We start from the raw sequence: 19,098 nt of genomic DNA on the forward strand, positions 1-19,098 counted from the left end.
AGAGGACCTAGCGGAAGATGCCGGTGTGGCCGAGCGAGTAGCGGCCGGGCTGCGGGTACACGGCCAGGCCGTGCGGGCCGTTCCCGACGGGGATGCGCGCGATCTGCTTCCCCGTACGCGTGTCGATGGCGTACACCTCGGCGTCGTAGCGGCCGGACAGCCAGAGGATCTTGCCGTCGGCGGAGACGCCGCCCATGTCGGGGCTGCCGCCGTCGGGCAGCGTCCACTTCTTGGTCAGCTTGTTCTTCGCGAAGTCGAAGATGGAGATGGTGCCCTCGCCGCGGTTGGAGATGTACATCTCGCGGGAGTCCCGGCTGACGTAGAGCCCGTGGGCGCCCTTGCCGGTGGGCAGGAGCTTGGGGGTGGTGAAGTTCTTGCCGTCCAGGACCCACACGCCGTTGGCCACCATGTCGGCGATGTAGAACGTCTTGCCGTCCGGGGAGATCTTGACGTCCTGCGGCATCGCGCCCTTGAAGGGCAGCCGCTCCTGGGCGACGACCTTCATCTTCGCGGTGTCGACCTTGAGGAGTTCGCCGCTGAACTCGCAGGAGACGATGAAGTACCGGCCGTCGGCCGAGAAGTCGGTGTGGTTGACGCCGTAGCAGCTGACGGGCACGGTCTTGACCGTCTTCATGGTGTGCGCGTCGCGGAAGACCAGCTCACGGTCGAGCGAGGCCATCACGATGGAGTACTTGCCGTCGGGCGTGAAGTAGAGGTTGTACGGGTCGTGCACGTCCACGGCCTTGCCGGCCTTGCCGGTCTTCGGGTCGATGGGCGTGAGCGTGTTGCCCTTGTCGTCGTTGACCCACAGTGTCTTCATGTCCCAGGACGGCACGACGTGCTGCGGCTGCCTGCCGACGGCGATCGTCTCGATGACCTTGTACGTCCTGGGGTCGATGACGGAGACGGTGTCGGACTCGGTGTTGGGCACATAGACGCGGGACGGGAAGTCCTTGACGACCGGCGACAGCTTGTTGGGCCGGTCGGCGGCGTAGAGGTCCTTGGGGTCGAGGACGGGCGGCATGCCGGGCAGGCCCTGTTCGACGGGCTTCGGCTTCGGCCCGACGGCCTTCACGCCGTGCGTACCGAGCGCCTCGGTGGCCCGGTGCGCCTTGGGCTCGGCGCTGCAGCCCGCGAGGGCGCCGAGAACGGTGGCGGCGATCAGTGCTGCGGTGGTGCGGGTGCGACGCGGTGTCATGTCAGCAGCTCCGTGGTGGTCACCGCGGACAGGCCGCGGCGGTCGAGGTCTTCCAGGAGGGCGGGCAGCGCGGCGACCGTGTCCGCGTAACCGAAGTGCAGGCTCACGACGGAGCCTTCGCGGATCTCCGAGGTGACTTTGCGGGTCACCTCGGCGGCGCCCGGCGAGGTGAAGTCGAGGGAGTCGACGTCGTACGACAGGACGTGCGGGTAGCCGGCGTCACGGGCCAGCCTCTCGACGAGCGGGGTCGCCCGCTGGGTGCGCGAGGGCCGGAACCAGGTGCCGATGGAGCCGGTGAGCCGGCGGATGCGGTCCGCGCAGCCAGTGATCTCCGCTCGCGCCTCGGCCTCGGACATCGTGTTGATGTCACGGTGGTGCAGGGTGTGGTTGCCCAGGTCGTGGCCGCCGTCGAGGATGCGCCGGGCCACGGCGGGGTGCTCGTCGAGCCAGGTGCCCACGGCCAGGACCGTCACCCTGGCGTGGGCACGCTCGGCCTCCTTGAGGAGCGCGTACGCGATCGCCGGATCGCCCTGGCCGTGGAAGGTGAGGGCGACGCGGGGGCGGTTGCGGGGCCCGTGGTCGATCTGGGCGGGCTGCCCGGGGAAGCGACGGGGGCCCGGGGCCGCCGGAGCGGCGCGCGCGGGGTGGGCGGGGTGTGCCGGGCTCGCGGAGTGCCCGGCGGGCACCGGGTCGCGGGCCGTGGTGGAGCAGCCGGTGGTGAGGGCGGCGGCGGTGAGTCCGGCGCCGAAGCGGAGGGCTCCGCGGCGGTCGGTCGTGGTCACCTGTCACATTCAAGGCCAATGCGGGATAAAAGGGACTTACCGACCCGAGAGTCTTAACAAATACTGGACGGGGTCATTAATAAATCTTCATTTGCCAGGCTCGTGGCCCAGATCACCGAGGATTCATTTGGCCTCACAGGCCGGGGTCTGCCATAGTCGGGAGCACGACCCCCATTGACCCGGGCTCGGTCGTCGACAGCGGCCGTGGATAACACCCCCCACCATCCACGGCGCTCCACGAAAGCCCCCGCGGCGCCCCACAAGGCGAAAACGGGGGCTTTCGTGTACCCCACGACGCCCCCGACATCCGGGCCGCCGCCGCCCCGCACTCAGCGGTCGACGACCCGCATCTCGAACCAGGTGGTCTTGCCGCGCGGCAGGAGATCCACGCCCCAGCGGTCGGAGAGCTTGTCGACCAGACAGAGTCCGCGCCCGCTGATGTCGAGCTCATGGACGGGCATCAGACAGGGGAGGCCGCGCGAGGGATCCCGCACCTCGACCCTGATCCAGCCGCGCCTGCGGACCATCCGTAACCCGAAGATCCTGGCCCCCGTGTGGCGCACCGCGTTGCCGACGAGCTCGGAGACGAGCAGCACGACATCCTCGGTCATCTTCGGGGAGAGCCCCCAGTGCCGCAGGACGACCACCTGGGCGAGCCTGCGCGCGGTCGCCGCCGACTCGGGCCGCGACGGCAGCGGCACCTCCGCCTCGGCCGGATTCCCGAACAACTCCAGTGCTTTCAGAGCCCGTTCGTCCTCGACCGCAGGCGACCAGCGCGCCGCGGTCGCACTCCCGTGCCTCCGCGGCTGTTCGATACCCTCCAGCCCCGCCATGCCCCCCATCATGGCTGCCCAGAGCGCGTTCCGGGGCCGTTCCTGCCGAATAAGCCCCCCGGAACCTTCCGTTCCGGGGGGCTGGTTTGGCATATGACACTGGCAGTTAGACCCTTGCCGCATACCTGCTGAGCTGCGGCGATCGCGCGATCCGACCCGATCACCGACCTCGGCGACCCGTACGACCTTAAGGTTCTCTTAAGGCTGCGATAATCCGCCCCAACGAGGGACAGCGGTGAGACATCCCGTCAACTGCAAGTGGATCAGGGGAAGTTGATACGGGCTTCTCGTGCGGCCTCCGCGAGCTCCTGTGCCGGCACCGGGTGCACCGGCGCACCGGCTAGAGGAACTTGGCCTTGCCCGGGCCCTCTTCGACGAAGCTCCGCATGCCGCGCTCGCGGTCCTCGGTGGCGAACAGGCCCGCGAACCAGTTCCGCTCGACCGCGAGACCGGTGTCGATGTCCGTCTCCAGGCCCACGTCGATGGACTCCTTCGCGGCGCGCAGCGCGAGCGCCGGCCCCTGCGCCAGCTTCGCGGCCCAGGCGTGCGCCTGCTCGTAGACCTCCGCGGCGGGCACGACCCGGTCCACCAGGCCGATGGCGAGGGCCTCTTCGGCCTTCACGTGGCGGCCGGTGAAGATGAGGTCCTTCGCCTTGGAGGGGCCGACCAGGCGCGCGAGGCGCTGCGTGCCGCCCGCGCCGGGGATCAGACCGAGCAGGATCTCGGGCTGGCCGAGCCGGGCGTCGTCGGCGGCGATGCGGAAGTCGGCGCACAGCGCGAGCTCGCAGCCGCCGCCGAGCGCGTAGCCGGTGACCGCGGCGACGACCGGCTTGGGGATGCGCGCGACGGCCGTGAACGAGTCCTGCAGGGCGCGGGAGCGCACGATCATGGCCGCGTGGTCCATGGCCTGCATCTCTTTGATGTCCGCGCCCGCGGCGAACGCCTTGTCGCTGCCGCGGACGACCACGGCGCGCACGTCGTCGCGGCGCGAGGCCTCCTCGGCGAGCTCCTTGATGCGGTCCTGGGTGGCGATGTCCAGAGCGTTCATCGGCGGCCGGTCGAGCCGGATCGTGCCGACGCCTTCGGCGACTTCGAGGTAGGCAGTCATGGACAGCAGGTTAGTGCGCGTTAACGGGCGAGGCCCGGTGCACTTGGTCACAGTGCACCGGGCCTCTTCGCTCAGGGACGGAAGGGGGTCAGGCCTTCCACTTCTCCCAGGACATGTTCCAGCCGTTGAAGCCGTTGTCCGGGGCCACCGTCCGGTCCTGCGAGTTCTTCACCTCGACGACGTCACCGATCATCGAGCTGTTGAAGAACCAGGCCGCGGGCACCTTGCTGTCGTAGCCGCCGCGCACGTCGCGCAGGCCCACGCAGCCGTGGCTGGCGTTGTAGTTGCCGAAGGCGCCGCCGCCCCAGTAGTTGCCGTGGATGAACGTGCCGGACGTCGTCAGGCGCATCGCGTGCGGCACGTCCTTGATGTCGTACTCGCCGCCGTAGCCCACCGTTTCGCCGTTCATACGGGTCACGGTGAGCTTCTCGCTGATGACCATCTGGCCGTTCCACGTGGAGTAGCCCGGCTTGCCCGTGGTGATCGGGACCTTCTTGATCGTCTTGCCGTCACGCTTCACGGTCATCATGTGTGTCTTGGCGTCGACCGTGGAGACCTGGCTGCGGCCGATCGTGAACTTCACGGTCTTGGCCTGCTTGCCGTAGACGCCCGGCCGGCCCTCGACGCCGTCGAGGTTGAGCCTGACGGTCACCTTGGTGCCCGCGGCCCAGTACTTCTCGGGGCGGAAGTCGAGGCGGTCGTTGCCGAACCAGTGGCCCTCGACCGGCACGGACGGCTCCGTCTTGATCTCGATGGCCTTCTCCACGTCCTCCGGGTGCGTGATGCCCCGGGTGAAGTGGACCGAGAACGGCATGCCGACGCCGACCTTCGAGCCGTCCTCCGGCGTGAACTGGCCGACGAACGTGTTCTTCGGGACCAGCGTCGTGAACGCGACGTCCTTCGCGGACGCGCGTCCCTCGGAGTCCTTGGCGACCGCGTGCACCTTGTACTTGGTGGAGGCGGCCAGGTGGTGAGCGGGCGTCCAGCCGGCGCCGCCGTCCACGATCTTTCCCTCGACCGGGTTGCCCTTGGTGTCGGCGACCTTCACCTCGGTCAACTTGCCCTTGTCGGCGGTGATCCGGAGGTCTCCGCTGGTGGCCACGCCGTCCGCGCCGTCCTTCGGGGCGATGGTGACGACGGCCTGGGACGGCTTGTTGGTGTCCGCCTTCCCCGAGTCGCCGCCCTTGCCGTCACTCCCCGCACCGGAGCCGCCGCCCCCTCCGCCGCAAGCCGTGGCCAGCAGCAGAGCGGCCCCCAGCAGAGCCCCCGATATCGGTCGTCGCCCGTTCACGATCTTGTCTCCCCTCGCGCAAGGCCGGTCAGGCCCTCACCCCAGCGCGTCCTAGCGCGCACTGCGACAGATAACCACACGACCTGCAGTTATGGATCCCCAGGTATGTCACCGTTCAGTCCCAACTGGCCCGGCTTTGACGGGGCGTGGGGTGAGGCACGGGCCGGGCCGGCCGGCCGCGGGGCTCAGTGCGTGGCCGCGCCCGCCTTCCAGTCCTTCCAGGTCATGTTCCAGCCGCTGAGGCCGTTGTCGGGTGCGACCACCTTGTCCTTGCTGTTGACCACTTCGATGACGTCGCCGACGAGGGTGCGGTCGAAGAAGTGACCCGCGGGCGAGTCCGAGCTGCCGCCCCTGGCATCGGCCAGCCCGATGCAGCCGTGGCTGATGTTGCGCTCGCCGAAGGCGTCCGATGTCCAGTAGTTGCCGTGCAGGAACGTTCCGGACGTCGTCAGCCGGATGGCGTGCGGCACGTCGGGGACGTTGTACTCGCCGCCGAACCCGACGGTGCGGCTGTCCATCCGGGTCATCTCGAGCATCTCGCTGACGACCATCTTCCCGTTGTACGTGGGAGTCTTGGGCGCCCCGGCGGTGATGGGGATGGTGTCCACGAGTTCGCCGTCGCGGCGTACAGCCATGGTGTCTTCGGCCGCGTCCACCACGCTGACCTGGCTGCGACCGATGGTGAAGCCGATCTTCTTGTGCTGCACGCCGTACACACCGGGGGCCGACTCCACGTCGCGCAGCCCCAGGTCGACGGTGACCTCCGTGCCCGGCTTCCAGTAGTCGCGCGGCCGGAAGTCGAGGCGGGACTTGCCGAACCAGTGCGGGGCGATGTCCACGGCGGGCTTCGCCGTGACGCGGATGGCGCGTTCGACGGCGGCACGGTTCTCGATGCCCCTGTTGAACTGGAGCGAAACGATCATGCCGGTGCCGACGGTGGACCGGTCCTCCGGCGTGACGTAGCCGACGAACCGCTTGGCGGGGACGGCTGTCGTGAAGGTGGTGTGGCGGGCCGAGCGGTGACCGTCCTCGTCGCGCGCGACGACGTCCACGGTGTACTGGGCGGCCTGCGAGAGCCGCCGTTCGCCGGTCGGCCGCCATCGCGTGCCGTCGTCGTCGATCCGGCCCTTGACCGGGACCTCCTGTCCGTCCTGGAGCTTCACGACCTTGACCGATTCCAGGCGCCCGTCCGGCACCTTCACCTCGATCGGCCGGTCGACCCCTACGTTCTTGGTCCCGTTGGCCGGGACGACCTTGATCGCTTCCTCGGGGGACCGCGGCTTGCCGAGCAGATCTTGCGCGGCGCTGCATCCGGTGACTCCGGTCAGCACCACCGCCCAGGTCAGTGCGGCGGCCAGCGTGGCCCCTGCGTGCCTCACAGTTGTTCTCACACCCGATCAACGACCGTCACCCCGCCGGGGAAACGTGAGTGCGACCCAAGCTCTGGGCAGAACACTGGGGAGGACGACGCGACGGGGAGCCGCGGCCGGGACGCCGCACGCCCTTCCCCTGCCGATGGCGCCGGCCCGACCGAGCCGCGGGAGGCATGACAGGTGGCGAGCGCACCCGAGCAGGAGGCACCACAGGATGCCCTGGTGGAACGGCCCGCGGGGCTTCCGCAGGCGCGCTCCGCGACCGAACGGAAGGGCCGCCGCACGAGAGAGCGGCCGCCGCCGCCCGTCGAGCCGGTGTGGCCGGGCGCCCCGACCCCGCTGGGCGCGCGCTTCCGGGTCGGGCCGGACGGCACGGCGGGCACCAACTTCGCGCTCTGGGCGGGTGGCGCGGAGTCGGTCGACCTCTGCCTCTTCGACGACGCGGGCCGCGAGCGGCGCGCCCCGCTGACCGAGCTGACGCACGAGATCTGGCACGGCTTCGTACCGGACGTGCTGCCGGGGCAGCGGTACGGGTTCCGGGTGCACGGCCGCTGGGACCCGTGGACGGGCGCGCGCTGGAACCCGGCGAAGCTGCTCCTCGACCCGTACGCGCGGGCCGTGGACGGGGACTTCGCGCTGCCGCCCGAGGTCTACGGCCATGTGCGTGACTGGCCGGAGCAGCATGTGGCCGACACCGTGCGCGACGACCGGGACTCGGCCCCGTACGTCCCCAAGGGGGTGGTCGTGCACGACGACGCACCCGACGACGAGTGGGCCGACGACCGGCGGCCGAAGACGCCGTGGGCGGACTCGGTGATCTACGAGCTGCATGTGAAGGGGTTCACCCAGCGGCACCCGGGGATACCCGAGGAACTGCGGGGGACGTACGCGGGGCTCGCGCATCCCGCGGCCGTGGAACATCTGGTGAAGCTGGGTGTGACGGCGGTCGAACTGCTTCCCGTGCACCAGTTCGCACACGAGGACCACCTGCTCAGGCGGGGCCTGCGCAACTACTGGGGATACAACTCCATCGGCTACTTCGCCCCGCACGCGGCGTACGCGGCGTCGGGGACGGGCGGGCAGCAGGTCGGCGAGTTCAAGCGGATGGTGCGGGCGCTGCACGAGGCCGGCATCGAGGTCATCCTCGACGTGGTCTACAACCACACGGCGGAGGCGGGCGAGCTCGGCCCGACGCTGTCCCTGAAGGGCATCGACAACCGCGGCTACTACCGCCTCCAGGACGACGCGCGCCGGTACGCGGACTACACGGGCTGCGGCAACACCCTGCACGTCGTGCAGCCGCACGTGCTGCGCCTGCTCACCGACTCCCTGCGCTACTGGGTGACGGAGATGGGCGTGGACGGCTTCCGCTTCGACCTGGCTGCGGCGCTCGCCCGCTCGATGCACGACGTGGACATGCTGTCGCCGTTCCTCGCGGTGATAGCGCAGGACCCGGTCCTGCGGCGGGTGAAGCTGATCGCGGAGCCCTGGGACGTGGGCTCGGGCGGCTACCAGGTCGGCGCCTTCCCACCCCTGTGGACCGAGTGGAACGACCGCTACCGCAATGCCGTACGGGACTTCTGGCGTGGCGCCCTGCCCGATGTGCGGGACCTGGGCTACCGCCTGTCCGGGTCGAGCGACCTGTACGCGTGGGGCGGGCGCCGCCCGTACGCGTCGGTCAACTTCGTCACCGCCCACGACGGGTTCACGCTGCGCGACCTGGTGTCGTACGGCCGCAAGCACAACGAGGCCAACGGCGAGGGCAACCGCGACGGCACCGACGACAACCGGGCCTGGAACTGCGGCGCGGAGGGCGAGACGGCGGACGAGGCTGTACTCGCCCTGCGCAGGCGGCAGTTGCGGAATCTGGTGACGACGCTGCTGCTGTCCACCGGGGTGCCGATGCTCGTCGCCGGTGACGAGCTGGGGCGCACACAGGGCGGCAACAACAACGCTTACTGCCAGGACAACGAGATCAGCTGGGTGGACTGGTCGCTCCTCGAGGAGCCGGGCTGGCGGGCCCTGTTCGACCTCACGTCGCGGCTGATCGCACTGCGGCACGCGCATCCGGTGCTGCGGCGGCGCGCGTTCTTCTCGGGGCGCGCCCACTCGGCGGACGGGCTGCGGGACCTCGCGTGGTTCACGGCCGGCGGCACGGAGATGACGGAGCGGGACTGGTACGCGCCCGCGGCCACGCTCGGGATGTACCTCTCCGGGCGCGACATCCCGGGTCGCGACGCACTGGGCACGCCCGTCACGGACGACAGCTTCCTCGCGGTCCTGCACGCCGGGGACCGGCCGGTGAGCTGTGTCCTGCCCGGCGGACCGTGGGCACGGGCGTACGAGGTCGTGGTGGACACGTCGCTGGAGGAGCAGCGGGGCGCACCGGCGGTGACGCACGCGGCGGGGGCGGTCATCACCGTGCCGGGGCGCACGGTCCTGCTGCTGCGGGTGCTCCCCTCGGACAACGGGGAGGGCTGAGCCTCTAGCCGAGGATCTTCCGGTCGTACGCCACGGCGACCGCGGCCGCGCGGTCCTTCACGCCCAACTTGCCGTAGACATGGGTGAGATGGGTCTTCACCGTCGCCTCGCTGATGAACAGGACGCGGGCGATCTCCTTGTTCGACGTGCCCTTGGCGACCAGGGCGAGGACCTCGCGCTCACGGGCCGAGAGGGGTTCGCCGGCGGGGGCGGCCGGGGTGCGGACCGCGGTGACCAGGCGGGAGGCGACCGCCGGGGACAGCACGGTGCGGCCGTCGGCGGCGGCGCGTACGGCCGTGAACAACTCCTCGCGCGGGGCGTCCTTGAGGAGGTAGCCGGTGGCGCCCGCCTCGATCGCGGGCAGCGTGTCCGAGTCCGTGTCGTACGTGGTCAGGACGAGGACGCGGGAGCGGGCACCGCGGTGGGTGAGTTCCTTGATGGCGTCGACGCCGTTCCCGCCGGGCATGCGCAGGTCCATGAGGACGACGTCCGGGTCGAGGCGGGCGGTCAGTTCGACGGCCTCGGCGCCGTTCGACGCCTCACCGAGGACCGTGAAGTCGGCGGCCGACTCGAACATGCCGCGCAGGCCGTCCCGTACGACGGGGTGGTCGTCGACGATCAGCAGGGAGATGAGGGAGTCACTGGTCATGGCGGACCAACGGTACGCGAGCCGAGACGGCCGTGCCGCCGCCGGGCTCCGACTCCACCGTCAGTGCGCCCGCGATGCGTTCGGCCCTGGCCCGCATCCCGTCGAGGCCGAACCCGCCGGTGCCGGTGCGGGCGGGCAGCTCCAGCGGGTCGAAGCCGCGGCCGTCGTCGCGTACGTCGAGGGTGACCTCGCCCGCCATGTAGGAGAGCGTCACGCCGAGCCGTCCGGCGTGGGCGTGCCGGGCGGCGTTCGACAGGGCCTCCTCGGCGATGCGCAGTAGGGTCGCCTCGATCTCGTCGTGCAGCTGCTCCGTGGTGCCCGTGACGGTGAACTCGGCGCGTACGCCGGTACGCCGGGCCCACTCCGTGACGGTCTTCTTCAGCGCCTCGGACAGGGAGGCGTTCTCCAGGGCCGCCGGGGAGAGGTTGTGCACGGAGCGGCGGGCCTCGCCGAGGCTGTGCCGGGCGAGGTCGGCGGCGCGGTCGAGGTGCTGGCGGGCCTGTTCCGGGTCGGCGGTGCCCGCGACGACCTGGAGCTGGGCGATGATCCCGGTCAGGCCCTGCGCGATGGTGTCGTGGATCTCGGCGGCGAGCCGGCGGCGCTCGTCGGCGACACCGGCTTCCCTTGCCTGGAGAAGGAGTTGGGTGTGCAGGGCGGCGTTCTCGCTCATGGCGTCCTGGAGGGCCTTGTTCGTGCGCTCCAGTTCGGCGATGGTCTCGGCCTGGACGCGGTTGCGCTCCTCCTCCTTGACGTTGATGTGCATCATGACGGAGACGAGACCCATGTTCACGGCGAGCAGCGCACCGAAGACGGCCCAGGTGAGCGGGCCCTTCGGCGGGAACCCACCGGCCTCGGAACCGGCCATGACGACGGCTGTGGCGAACAGTCCGGTGCGCACGAACCGGCGCGGCAGCAGCCGGTCGGCGCTGAAGTAGCCGATGACGGCGTAGAACACGAAGAACGGGTTGAGCCAGGCCAGGACGAAGGCGATGGCCCAGCGCACCGTGTAGTAGCCGGCTCCCGCCGCGGAGGGGCCGGGGTGGCGCAGCGCCCTCCTGCCCCACACGCTCTCCAGGAGCAGCGCCGCCGCGACGAGGCCGCCGGCGAGATACCACTGGAACCGATCCCGGCCCATGCCGGCGATGTCCGACGTCGCCAGGACCAAGGGGATGCTGAAGGCCAGCAGGGCGTAGGGGCCGTAGCGGTGGAAAGCGGCCCACCGCTGCCGGATGGTGGTGTCCATCGCGCCTGTGCCCTGCATTTCCATGGCTCCAGTCTGCACGGGCCGGACTCGGCACACGCTCACTCCCAGCGGAACCAGCGCGCGGACGCAGCGGTCAGGACCACGGCCCAGGCGGCGAGCACGGCCAGGTGGGACCAGGACGGCCAGTCACCCGCCGCGGCCTGGTTCATGGCCTGGGCCGCGGCGCCGAACGGCGTGAGCTCGACGATGTTCGCCAGTGCCGTCGGCATCGACTGCACCGGCAGCCACACCCCGGCGCAGAACATGCTCGGGAAGAACACGGTGGAGCCGATGGCGCTCGCGACCTTCGCGGTGCGGGCGCGGGCGGAGACCAGCGCGCCGAGCGACAGGGCGACGACGACGGACAGCAGAAGGGCGAGCAGATACCCGAAGGCCTGCTGCGGCAGCTTCACGTCGAACGCGAGCCGCCCGATGGCGAGCGAGAGCAGCGACGAGGCGAGCGCGGCGACACCGTGGATGGTCATCTGCGCGCCGAGCAGCGCGGGCGGCTGCACCGGCGTGGTCGACATGCGGCGCAGGATGCCGCGCTCCCGGTAGCCGGCGATGACCGGTGCCATCGCCTGCAGGCCCGCGACGATCATCGGGAGCAGCACGGTGATGGGGACGTACGCGTCGATGAGGCGCAGACCGGCCGGGCCCGAGTCGGCCTCCCGGAACGCGGGGATGGAGCCGAGGATCACGAGCAGGGCCGGCGGGAAGACCATGACTCCGAAGAGGCTGCCGGGTTCGCGCAGGAAGAGGCGGACCTCGCTCCTGAGGACGGCGGAGTTGGCTCCGCGGCCACGTACAAGGGTGGCGGTGGTGGTGCTCATGACTGGGCGGCTCCCGTCAGGTCCAGGAACGCGTCGTCCAACGTGGCGTCGGACACGCGGAGTTGGTGTGCCGTGATCTGGTGGCGGGCGAGCAGCGTGATGACGGCGTTGACCGTCTCGTCGGTGCCGCCCAGGGTGACGCGGCCGTCCCGGTGCTCCACGGACGCGAGCGCGGGCAGATCCCGCAGCGCCTCCTCGTCGAGGGGTGCGGACGGCGTGAACGACATGACGGTGGACCCCGCGGCCCGGCTGATGAGGCCCGCCGGGGTGTCGAGCGCGGCGATCCTGCCCTTGTCGATCACGGCGATCCGGTCGCAGAGGCGCTGTGCCTCCTCCATGAAGTGCGTGACGAGCAGGACGGTGACGCCGCTGTCGCGGACGTCCTCGATGAGCTGCCAGGTGTCGCGGCGGGCGCGTGGGTCGAGGCCCGTGGTCAGCTCGTCGAGGACGACGACCCGCGGGTTCCCGATCAGCGCGAGCGCGATGAACAGGCGCTGCTTCTGGCCGCCGCTGAGCTTCGCGAACCGGGTGCCGAGCTTGTCCGTGAGGCGCAGGCGCTCGGCCAGGGGTCGCCAGTCGGCCGGGTTCGGGTAGAACGCCGCGTACAGTTCGAGCGCCTCGCGGACGGTGAGTTTCGCCTGGAGTTCGCTCTCCTGGAGCTGGGCGCCGAGGATTTCGGTGACACGGTCGTGGTCGGCGACGGGGTCGAGGCCCGCGACGCGGACGCGGCCGGCGTCGGGGACGCGCAGCCCCTCGACGCATTCGACCGCGGTCGTCTTGCCGGCACCGTTCGGACCGAGGATGCCGAAGATCTCGCCCTCCCCGACGGTGAACGAGACGTCGTCGACGACGGCCCGCCCGGCGTAGACCTTGCGGAGCCCGGCGACCTCGATCAGGGGCCTGTCGCCCCGTACTGCGCTGTGTGTCGTCGTCATGCTCCGAGAATCCCCGCGCGGGCCCCTCGGCGGCATCGCCCATCGCGCTCGAAAGGGCATCAGCCGATCGGTTGATACGGCGCTACGACCCCTGCGGGGCGGGCCATGGCGCGGGGGCGGATTCGCCGGAAACCCGGTGGGCGTTGTCAGTGCCGATCCGTAGTCTCACTCCTGATGCCCACTACACATGCACCGGCCACGGACCCCGACCAACTCGTCCCGGCGGCAGAGCAGTCCGCCGTGCGCACGCTGCTGCGCCTGTGGCCGTACGTACGGCCGGTGCGGGCGCGCTGGGCGGGGGCGGCGGCGGTCGCCGTGGTCGCCTCCTGTCTGTCACTCGTCTTCCCCATCGTCCTGAAGTGGATCGTGGACGGGCCGGTCACGGACCACGACCCGGGCGGGGTGTGGCTGGGCGCGGGCATGCTGCTGGCACTCGGGGTCACGGAGGCGCTGCTCTTCGGGCTGAGACGGTGGCTGGTGGCGCGTCCGCTGGCGAGCGTCGAGGCGGCCATGCGGGGGGATCTGTTCCGGCATCTCCAGCGGCTGCCCGTCGCGTTCCACGACCGGTGGGCCTCGGGCCAGTTGCTGTCACGCGGGACGACCGACCTCATGGTCGTACGCATGTTCCTGGCCTTTCCGCTGACGTTCCTGATCGTCAACGGCGTGACGATCGTCGCCGGGTTCGTGCTGCTCATCGCGCAGGACTGGGGGCTCGGCCTCGTCCTGCTGGCGCCCGCGCTGCCGCTCATGGTGCTCTGCTACCGCTTCGAGTCGACGTACGCGTCGGCCGCGCGCCGCGCCCAGGACCAGGTCGGGGATCTGACCACGGTGGTCGAGGAGTCCGTTCTCGGGATCCGGATCATCAAGGGGTTCGGGCGGCACCGCAGCCAGGCGCGGGCCTTCCGTGACCTGTCGCACACGCTGCGCGGGACCGAGCTCACCAAGGCGCGGCTGCTCGCGGGGATCCTCGGCGTCATCACGCTGCTGCCGGAGATGGCGCTCGGGGCCGCGCTGGTGCTCGGGTCCGTGCAGGTCGCGGACGGGAAGCTGTCCGCGGGGACGCTGGTGGCCTTCCTGTCGACGGCCCTCGCGCTGCGCTGGCCGATCGACTCGATCGGGTTCCTGCTCGCCATGAGCCAGGAGGCGGCGACGGCGACCCGGCGGTTCTTCGAGGTCATGGACGAGCCGGAGGAGAGCGAAGGGGTCTCGGCGGCGGGTGCCCCCGCGGCGGAGGACGGTGCGGGCGGGCTGCGGTTCGAGGGGGTCCGCTTCCGGTACCCGGACGCCCCCGACGCGTCCGAGCCCGTCCTGGAGCGGATCGATCTGCATGTGCGCTCCGGGGAGACCATGGCGCTCGTCGGGGCGACCGGCAGCGGCAAGACGACCCTGACCGCGCTCGTGCCCCGGCTGCACGAGCTCACCGGCGGGCGGATCACCCTCGACGGGCGGGACATCGGATCGATGGAGCGCGAGGAGTTGCGCACCCTCGTCTCCGTGGCCTTCGAGGAGCCGACGCTTTTCTCGGCCTCCGTCGCGGAGAACGTGCTGATGGGTGCGGTCGAAGCGGACGCCGCGCAGCTCGACCGGGCGCTCGGCGTCGCGCAGGCCGGGTTCGTGAAGGCACTGCCGGACGCGGCCGGTACGCAGGTCGGCGAGCAGGGTCTCAGCCTCTCCGGCGGGCAGCGGCAGCGGCTCGCGCTCGCCCGCGCGGTCGTGGGGAGCCCGCGCTTCCTCGTGCTCGACGACCCGCTGTCCGCGCTCGACGTGCACACGGAGGCCCTGGTGGAGGCGGCCCTGCGGGAGGTGCTCGCCGCGAGCACGGCGCTCGTCGTCGCGCACCGGCCGTCGACGGTGCTGCTCGCCGACCGCGTCGCCCTCCTGTCGGGCGGGCGGATCACCGCCGTGGGCACGCACCAGGAACTGCTGCGCGCGAACGCGGAGTACCGGCATCTCATGTCCGGTGCGGACCTGCAGAGGGAAGACGACGGGCCGCTCGGGCCGGAGGGGAAGGGCACGCGATGACCACGACGACGAAGCCGGACCGTACGCCGCAGGATCCGGCCGCCGAGGACGGCGAGGAACTGCGGCTCCCCTCCCCCGGCGACCCCTTCGACCAGGACGACCTGCCCACCCCCAAGGGCGCGACCGGCGCGTTGCTGCGCTCCCTGCTCGCGCCGAGCCGGCGCACGGTGTGGCTGGCCGTGCTGTGTCTGCTGCTCCAGCAGGCCGCCGTGCAGGCGGGGCCGCTGCTCGTCGCGTACGCCATCGACAGCGCGGTGCCCGCCTTCCGCGCCGGCGGCCACGGCCCGCTGATCGCGGTGGCGGTCGGCTATCTCCTGGCGGCGTCCTGCTCCAGCCTCTTCCAGTTCGCGTTCGTGCAGGTGTCGGCGCGGGTGAACCAGAACGTGCTGCTCGATCTGCGCGGCCGGATCTTCCGGCACGCGCAGGCCCTCAGCGTCGACTTCCACGACCGTTACACGTCCGGGCGGCTCATCTCCCGCGCGACGACGGACGTCGAGTCCCTGCGGGAGCTGCTCGCCGAGGGGCTCCAGGAGCTCATCAACATCATCCTGGCCTCCGTGTACATCACGGCGATGCTGCTCTGGCTCGACGTCGGCATCGGCGCCGTGGCCGCCCTGTCGTTCCTGCCGCTCGCCGTCCTCATCCAGCTGTACCGGCGGCGCGCGGCCAGGGTGTACGCGGAGCGGTCATCGGCGATCGCCCGCGTCATCGTGAAGTTCGCCGAGACGATGAACGGGATCAGGCCGGTGCGGGCCTTCCGCCGCGAGCGCGCCAACGACGCGGACTTCGCCGGGCTGAACCACCGCCACGAGCGGGTCAACGGTGACGCGCTGCTCGAGATGGCGCGCTACGTCATCGGATCCCGCCTCCTCGCGAACACCGCGGTGGCCGGAATGGTCCTGTGGGGCGCCTACCGTGTCGCCGACGGGACGCTCGAACTCGGCGTCCTGGCGGCCGCCGTGCTGTTCATCCGCCGTCTGTACGACCCCATCGACCGGCTCGCGATGTTCCTCAACTCCTATGAGTCCGCGGCCGCTTCACTGCGGAAGATCGCGGGGCTGCTGCACCAGACGCCGACCGTGCCGGAGCCGTCGTCGCCACGGGATCTGCCCGAGCTCGCCGGCGACCGCCCGGGCCGCGAGGTCGTCTTCGACCAGGTCTCCTTCGGCTACCGCACCGGCGGCGAGGTGCTCCCCCGCTTCGACCTCACGCTGCCCGCGGGACAGACGGTCGCCGTGGTCGGCTCCACGGGCGCCGGGAAGTCGACGCTCGCCAAGCTCCTGGCCCGCTTCTACGACCCCTCTGCGGGCCGGGTCCTGCTCGACGGCGTCGACCTGCGCGACCTGGGCACGGCCGAGCTGCGGCGGGGCGTGGTGATGGTGACGCAGGAGGCGTTCCTGTTCTCCGGCACGGTCGCCGAGAACATCGCGATCGGCCGGCCCGAGGCGAGCCGCGAGGAGATCGAGCGCGCGGCGAAGGCGATCGGCGCGCACGACTTCATCACGGCGCTCCCGGACGGCTACGACACGGATGTGCGCAAACGCGGGGGTCGAATTTCGGCCGGGCAGCGACAACTGGTCGCGTTCGCACGCGCGCTGCTCGCCGACCCGGCGGTCCTGATCCTCGACGAGGCGACGAGCTCCCTGGACATCCCCGGCGAGCGGGCGGTGCAGCGCGCGATGCTCACGGTGCTGCGCGGCCGTACCGCGGTCGTCATCGCGCACCGGCTGTCGACGGTGGAGATCGCCGACCGTGTTCTGGTCATGGAACACGGGCGGATCGCCGAGGACGGCACACCGGACCAACTGATCTGCGGTACAGGAGCGTTCGCCGATCTGCATCGTGCCTGGCGGGAGAGCGTGGTCGGCTGAGCCGCCGCCCGGACGCGGCCTCTCCACGCCCGGGCGACAGCTCCGTATATCGAACGTGAACATCCGGGCAACGAACCATTTCCGGCCAACATAATGACGCGCTCCTGACAGACAACGCTCTCTGCTGCCACTCTTCCCTCGGTCTCGCACAGCTGTCCCACAGCCGAACTGGCGCGGCCCGTTCGTGAACTGCAGCACGACCTGTTGTGCCCAGATGTGCCCAGTTGTGCCCGGCTTCGCAGTTCCACCTCGTACCGCCTTGCACCCTGCACAGCCCTGTTCTGCCTTGTTCTGCCTTGTTCTGCCCGGACGGTCATTCGCCGTCCGGTCTTCCCCGGCCGTGCGATCCGCGGCCCGCAGAAGGAGTCAGCCTTGAGATCGTCCGACACCTCCCACAGATCCGCCTCCCGCAAGCGAGCGACCGCCTACGGCGCGCTCGCGGCAGCCACCGCCCTGCTCGCCGGCGCCGTCCAGGCGGGCGCCACGGCCTCGGCGGACGTCCAGCCGGCCGCGGCGGCCGCCAAGGCCGTCGCGAAGGGCGCCGACCCCGGCGCCCTCCCCGTGAAGCTCTCCCCCGCCAAGCGCGCGGAGCTGCTGCGCGAGGCCAACTCCACCAAGGCGGACACCGCCAAGAACCTCGGCCTCGGCGCCAAGGAGAAGCTCGTCGTACGGGACGTCCTCCAGGACCGTGACGGCACGACGCACACCCGCTACGAGCGCACCTACGACGGGCTGCCCGTCCTCGGCGGCGACATGGTCGTCGACACCGCCAAGTCCGGGAAGACCGAGGGCGTGACGCGCGCCGCGAAGTCGGCGCTCAAGGGCGTCGCCACGACCGCGGCGGTCAAGCCGGCCACCGCGGAGCGGCAGGCGGTCAAGGCCGCGGCGGCCGACGGGTCGAAGAAGACCGGGGCGGACCGCGCGCCGCGCAAGGTCGTGTGGATGGCGCAGGGCAAGCCGACCCTCGCGTACGAGACCGTGGTCGGCGGTCTCCAGGAAGACGGCACGCCGAACCAGCTGCACGTCGTCACCGACGCGGCGACCGGCAAGAAGCTGTACGAGTGGCAGGGCATCGAGAACGGCACGGGCAACACGCAGTACAGCGGCACCGTGACGCTCGGCACCGCCCTGTCCGGATCGTCGTACACGCTCAACGACACCGGGCGCGGCGGGCACAAGACGTACAACCTGAACCACGGCTCGTCCGGCACCGGGACGCTCTACTCGGGCACGGACGACGTGTGGGGCAACGGCAGCGCCTCGAACACCGAGACCGCGGCCGCGGACGCGCACTACGGCGCGGCGGAGACCTGGGACTTCTACAAGAACGTCATGGGCCGCTCCGGTATCCGCGGTGACGGTGTCGCCGCGTACTCGCGGGTGCACTACGGCAACGCGTACGTCAACGCGTTCTGGGACGACAGCTGCTTCTGCATGACGTACGGCGACGGCTCGGGCAACCTCAAACCCCTCACCTCGCTCGACGTGGCGGGCCACGAGATGACCCACGGCGTCACCGCCGCGACGGCCGGTCTCAACTACAGCGGTGAGTCGGGCGGTCTCAACGAGGCCACCTCCGACATCTTCGGCACCTCGGTCGAGTTCTACGCCAACAACGCCTCGGACCCCGGCGACTACCTCATCGGCGAGAAAATCGACATCAACGGCGACGGCTCCCCGCTGCGCTACATGGACAAGCCGAGCAAGGACGGCGGGTCCGCGGACTCCTGGTACTCCGGCGTCGGCAACCTCGACGTGCACTACTCGTCGGGTCCCGCCAACCACTTCTTCTACCTGCTCAGCGAGGGCAGCGGCGCCAAGGTCATCAACGGTGTCAGCTACAACTCGCCGACGGCGGACGGCCTTCCCGTCACCGGCATAGGCCGGGACAAGGCGGCGGCGATCTGGTACCGGGCGCTCACCACGAAGTTCACCTCGACCACGAACTACGCGGCAGCGCGCACCGGCACCCTCGCGGCCGCCGGTGAGCTCTACGGCACCACCAGCGCCGAGTACAAGGCCGTGCAGGACGCCTGGGCCGGCATAGCCGTCGGCGCGCGGTCCGGTGGCGGCGGTGGCGGTGGCACGTCGTTCGAGAACACGACCGACGTCGCGATCCCGGACGCCGGCGCCGCGGTCACCTCGTCGATCGCCGTGACCGGCCGTACGGGCAACGCGCCGAGCAACCTCTCGGTCGCCGTGGACATCGTGCACACCTGGCGCGGTGACCTGGTCATCGACCTGGTGGCCCCGGACGGGTCCACGTACCGCCTGAAGAACTCCAGCGGCAGCGACTCGGCGGACAACGTCAACGCGACCTACACGGTCAACGCGTCCTCCGAGGTGGCCAACGGCACCTGGAAGCTGAAGGTCCAGGACGTGGCCGCGCAGGACACCGGCTACATCAACAGCTGGAAGCTCACCTTCCCGTAAACCGCACGCAGAGGTGACCCAAGGCCGATCGAGAGCTGTTCGGCCC

Annotated in this window: 14 protein-coding genes; 4 read left to right on the forward strand and 10 right to left on the reverse strand. The window is 70.8% G+C overall.

Annotation, left to right across the window (positions count from 1 at the left end):
• Positions 1-7: 7 nt before the first annotated feature.
• The 6 genes from OG456_RS11475 to OG456_RS11500 all read right to left on the reverse strand — a co-directional run bounded on the left by OG456_RS11475 (position 8) and on the right by OG456_RS11500 (position 6,591).
• On the reverse strand, positions 8-1,198 hold the full coding sequence (locus tag OG456_RS11475; RefSeq protein ID WP_266559871.1) for a beta-propeller fold lactonase family protein: 1,191 nt from the start codon (positions 1,196-1,198) through the stop codon (positions 8-10).
• Positions 1,195-1,980: a polysaccharide deacetylase family protein gene (locus OG456_RS11480; protein WP_266559873.1), complete on the reverse strand. Its 786-nt coding sequence runs from the start codon at positions 1,978-1,980 to the stop codon at positions 1,195-1,197. Before OG456_RS11480 ends, OG456_RS11475 begins: the two co-directional genes overlap by 4 nt.
• A 329-nt stretch (positions 1,981-2,309) precedes the next feature.
• Positions 2,310-2,813, reverse strand: coding sequence for an ATP-binding protein (locus tag OG456_RS11485; RefSeq protein WP_266559875.1), 504 nt, complete (start codon positions 2,811-2,813; stop codon positions 2,310-2,312).
• Positions 2,814-3,153: 340 nt separating this feature from the next.
• A complete protein-coding gene (locus tag OG456_RS11490; RefSeq protein WP_116509701.1) occupies positions 3,154-3,921 on the reverse strand; it encodes an enoyl-CoA hydratase/isomerase family protein in 768 nt (255 codons plus the stop codon).
• Between the two features lie 88 nt (positions 3,922-4,009).
• On the reverse strand, positions 4,010-5,212 hold the full coding sequence (locus OG456_RS11495) for an Ig-like domain-containing protein (protein WP_266559877.1): 1,203 nt from the start codon (positions 5,210-5,212) through the stop codon (positions 4,010-4,012).
• Between the two features lie 185 nt (positions 5,213-5,397).
• Positions 5,398-6,591 carry an Ig-like domain-containing protein gene (locus OG456_RS11500; protein WP_266559879.1) on the reverse strand — a complete coding sequence of 398 codons (1,194 nt, stop codon included), beginning with the start codon at positions 6,589-6,591 and terminating at the stop codon, positions 5,398-5,400.
• 174 nt (positions 6,592-6,765) lie between these two features.
• Here OG456_RS11500 and glgX point away from each other — a divergent pair, with 174 nt between their 5' ends.
• Complete coding sequence (gene glgX / locus OG456_RS11505) at positions 6,766-9,066, forward strand: glycogen debranching protein GlgX (protein WP_266559881.1); 2,301 nt, start codon at positions 6,766-6,768, stop codon at positions 9,064-9,066.
• A 4-nt stretch (positions 9,067-9,070) separates the two neighbouring features.
• Here glgX and OG456_RS11510 read toward each other — a convergent pair whose 3' ends face one another.
• The 4 genes from OG456_RS11510 to OG456_RS11525 are packed head-to-tail and all read right to left on the reverse strand — an operon-like array spanning position 9,071 to position 12,726.
• A complete protein-coding gene (locus OG456_RS11510) occupies positions 9,071-9,715 on the reverse strand; it encodes a response regulator transcription factor (RefSeq protein ID WP_266559883.1) in 645 nt (214 codons plus the stop codon).
• Positions 9,705-10,982 (reverse strand): sensor histidine kinase, encoded by a 1,278-nt coding sequence (locus tag OG456_RS11515; RefSeq protein ID WP_266559885.1) that lies wholly within the window; start codon positions 10,980-10,982, stop codon positions 9,705-9,707. The genes OG456_RS11510 and OG456_RS11515 overlap by 11 nt, the downstream gene beginning before the upstream one ends.
• A gap of 35 nt (positions 10,983-11,017) precedes the next feature.
• Positions 11,018-11,791, reverse strand: a complete 774-nt coding sequence (locus OG456_RS11520) for an ABC transporter permease (protein ID WP_266559887.1) — start codon at positions 11,789-11,791, stop codon at positions 11,018-11,020.
• Complete coding sequence (locus OG456_RS11525; protein ID WP_266559889.1) at positions 11,788-12,726, reverse strand: ABC transporter ATP-binding protein; 939 nt, start codon at positions 12,724-12,726, stop codon at positions 11,788-11,790. Before OG456_RS11525 ends, OG456_RS11520 begins: the two co-directional genes overlap by 4 nt.
• 174 nt (positions 12,727-12,900) lie before the next feature.
• Here OG456_RS11525 and OG456_RS11530 point away from each other — a divergent pair, with 174 nt between their 5' ends.
• The 3 genes from OG456_RS11530 to OG456_RS11540 all read left to right on the forward strand — a co-directional run bounded on the left by OG456_RS11530 (position 12,901) and on the right by OG456_RS11540 (position 19,052).
• Complete coding sequence (locus tag OG456_RS11530) at positions 12,901-14,748, forward strand: ABC transporter ATP-binding protein (RefSeq protein ID WP_266559891.1); 1,848 nt, start codon at positions 12,901-12,903, stop codon at positions 14,746-14,748.
• Positions 14,745-16,619: an ABC transporter ATP-binding protein gene (locus OG456_RS11535; protein WP_266559893.1), complete on the forward strand. Its 1,875-nt coding sequence runs from the start codon at positions 14,745-14,747 to the stop codon at positions 16,617-16,619. The genes OG456_RS11530 and OG456_RS11535 overlap by 4 nt, the downstream gene beginning before the upstream one ends.
• A 372-nt stretch (positions 16,620-16,991) precedes the next feature.
• On the forward strand, positions 16,992-19,052 hold the full coding sequence (locus OG456_RS11540; RefSeq protein WP_266559895.1) for a M4 family metallopeptidase: 2,061 nt from the start codon (positions 16,992-16,994) through the stop codon (positions 19,050-19,052).
• Positions 19,053-19,098 lie beyond the last annotated feature (46 nt).

The sequence above is a fragment of the Streptomyces sp. NBC_01446 genome (assembly GCF_026340095.1).
GTDB lineage: Bacteria > Actinomycetota > Actinomycetes > Streptomycetales > Streptomycetaceae > Streptomyces > Streptomyces aureus.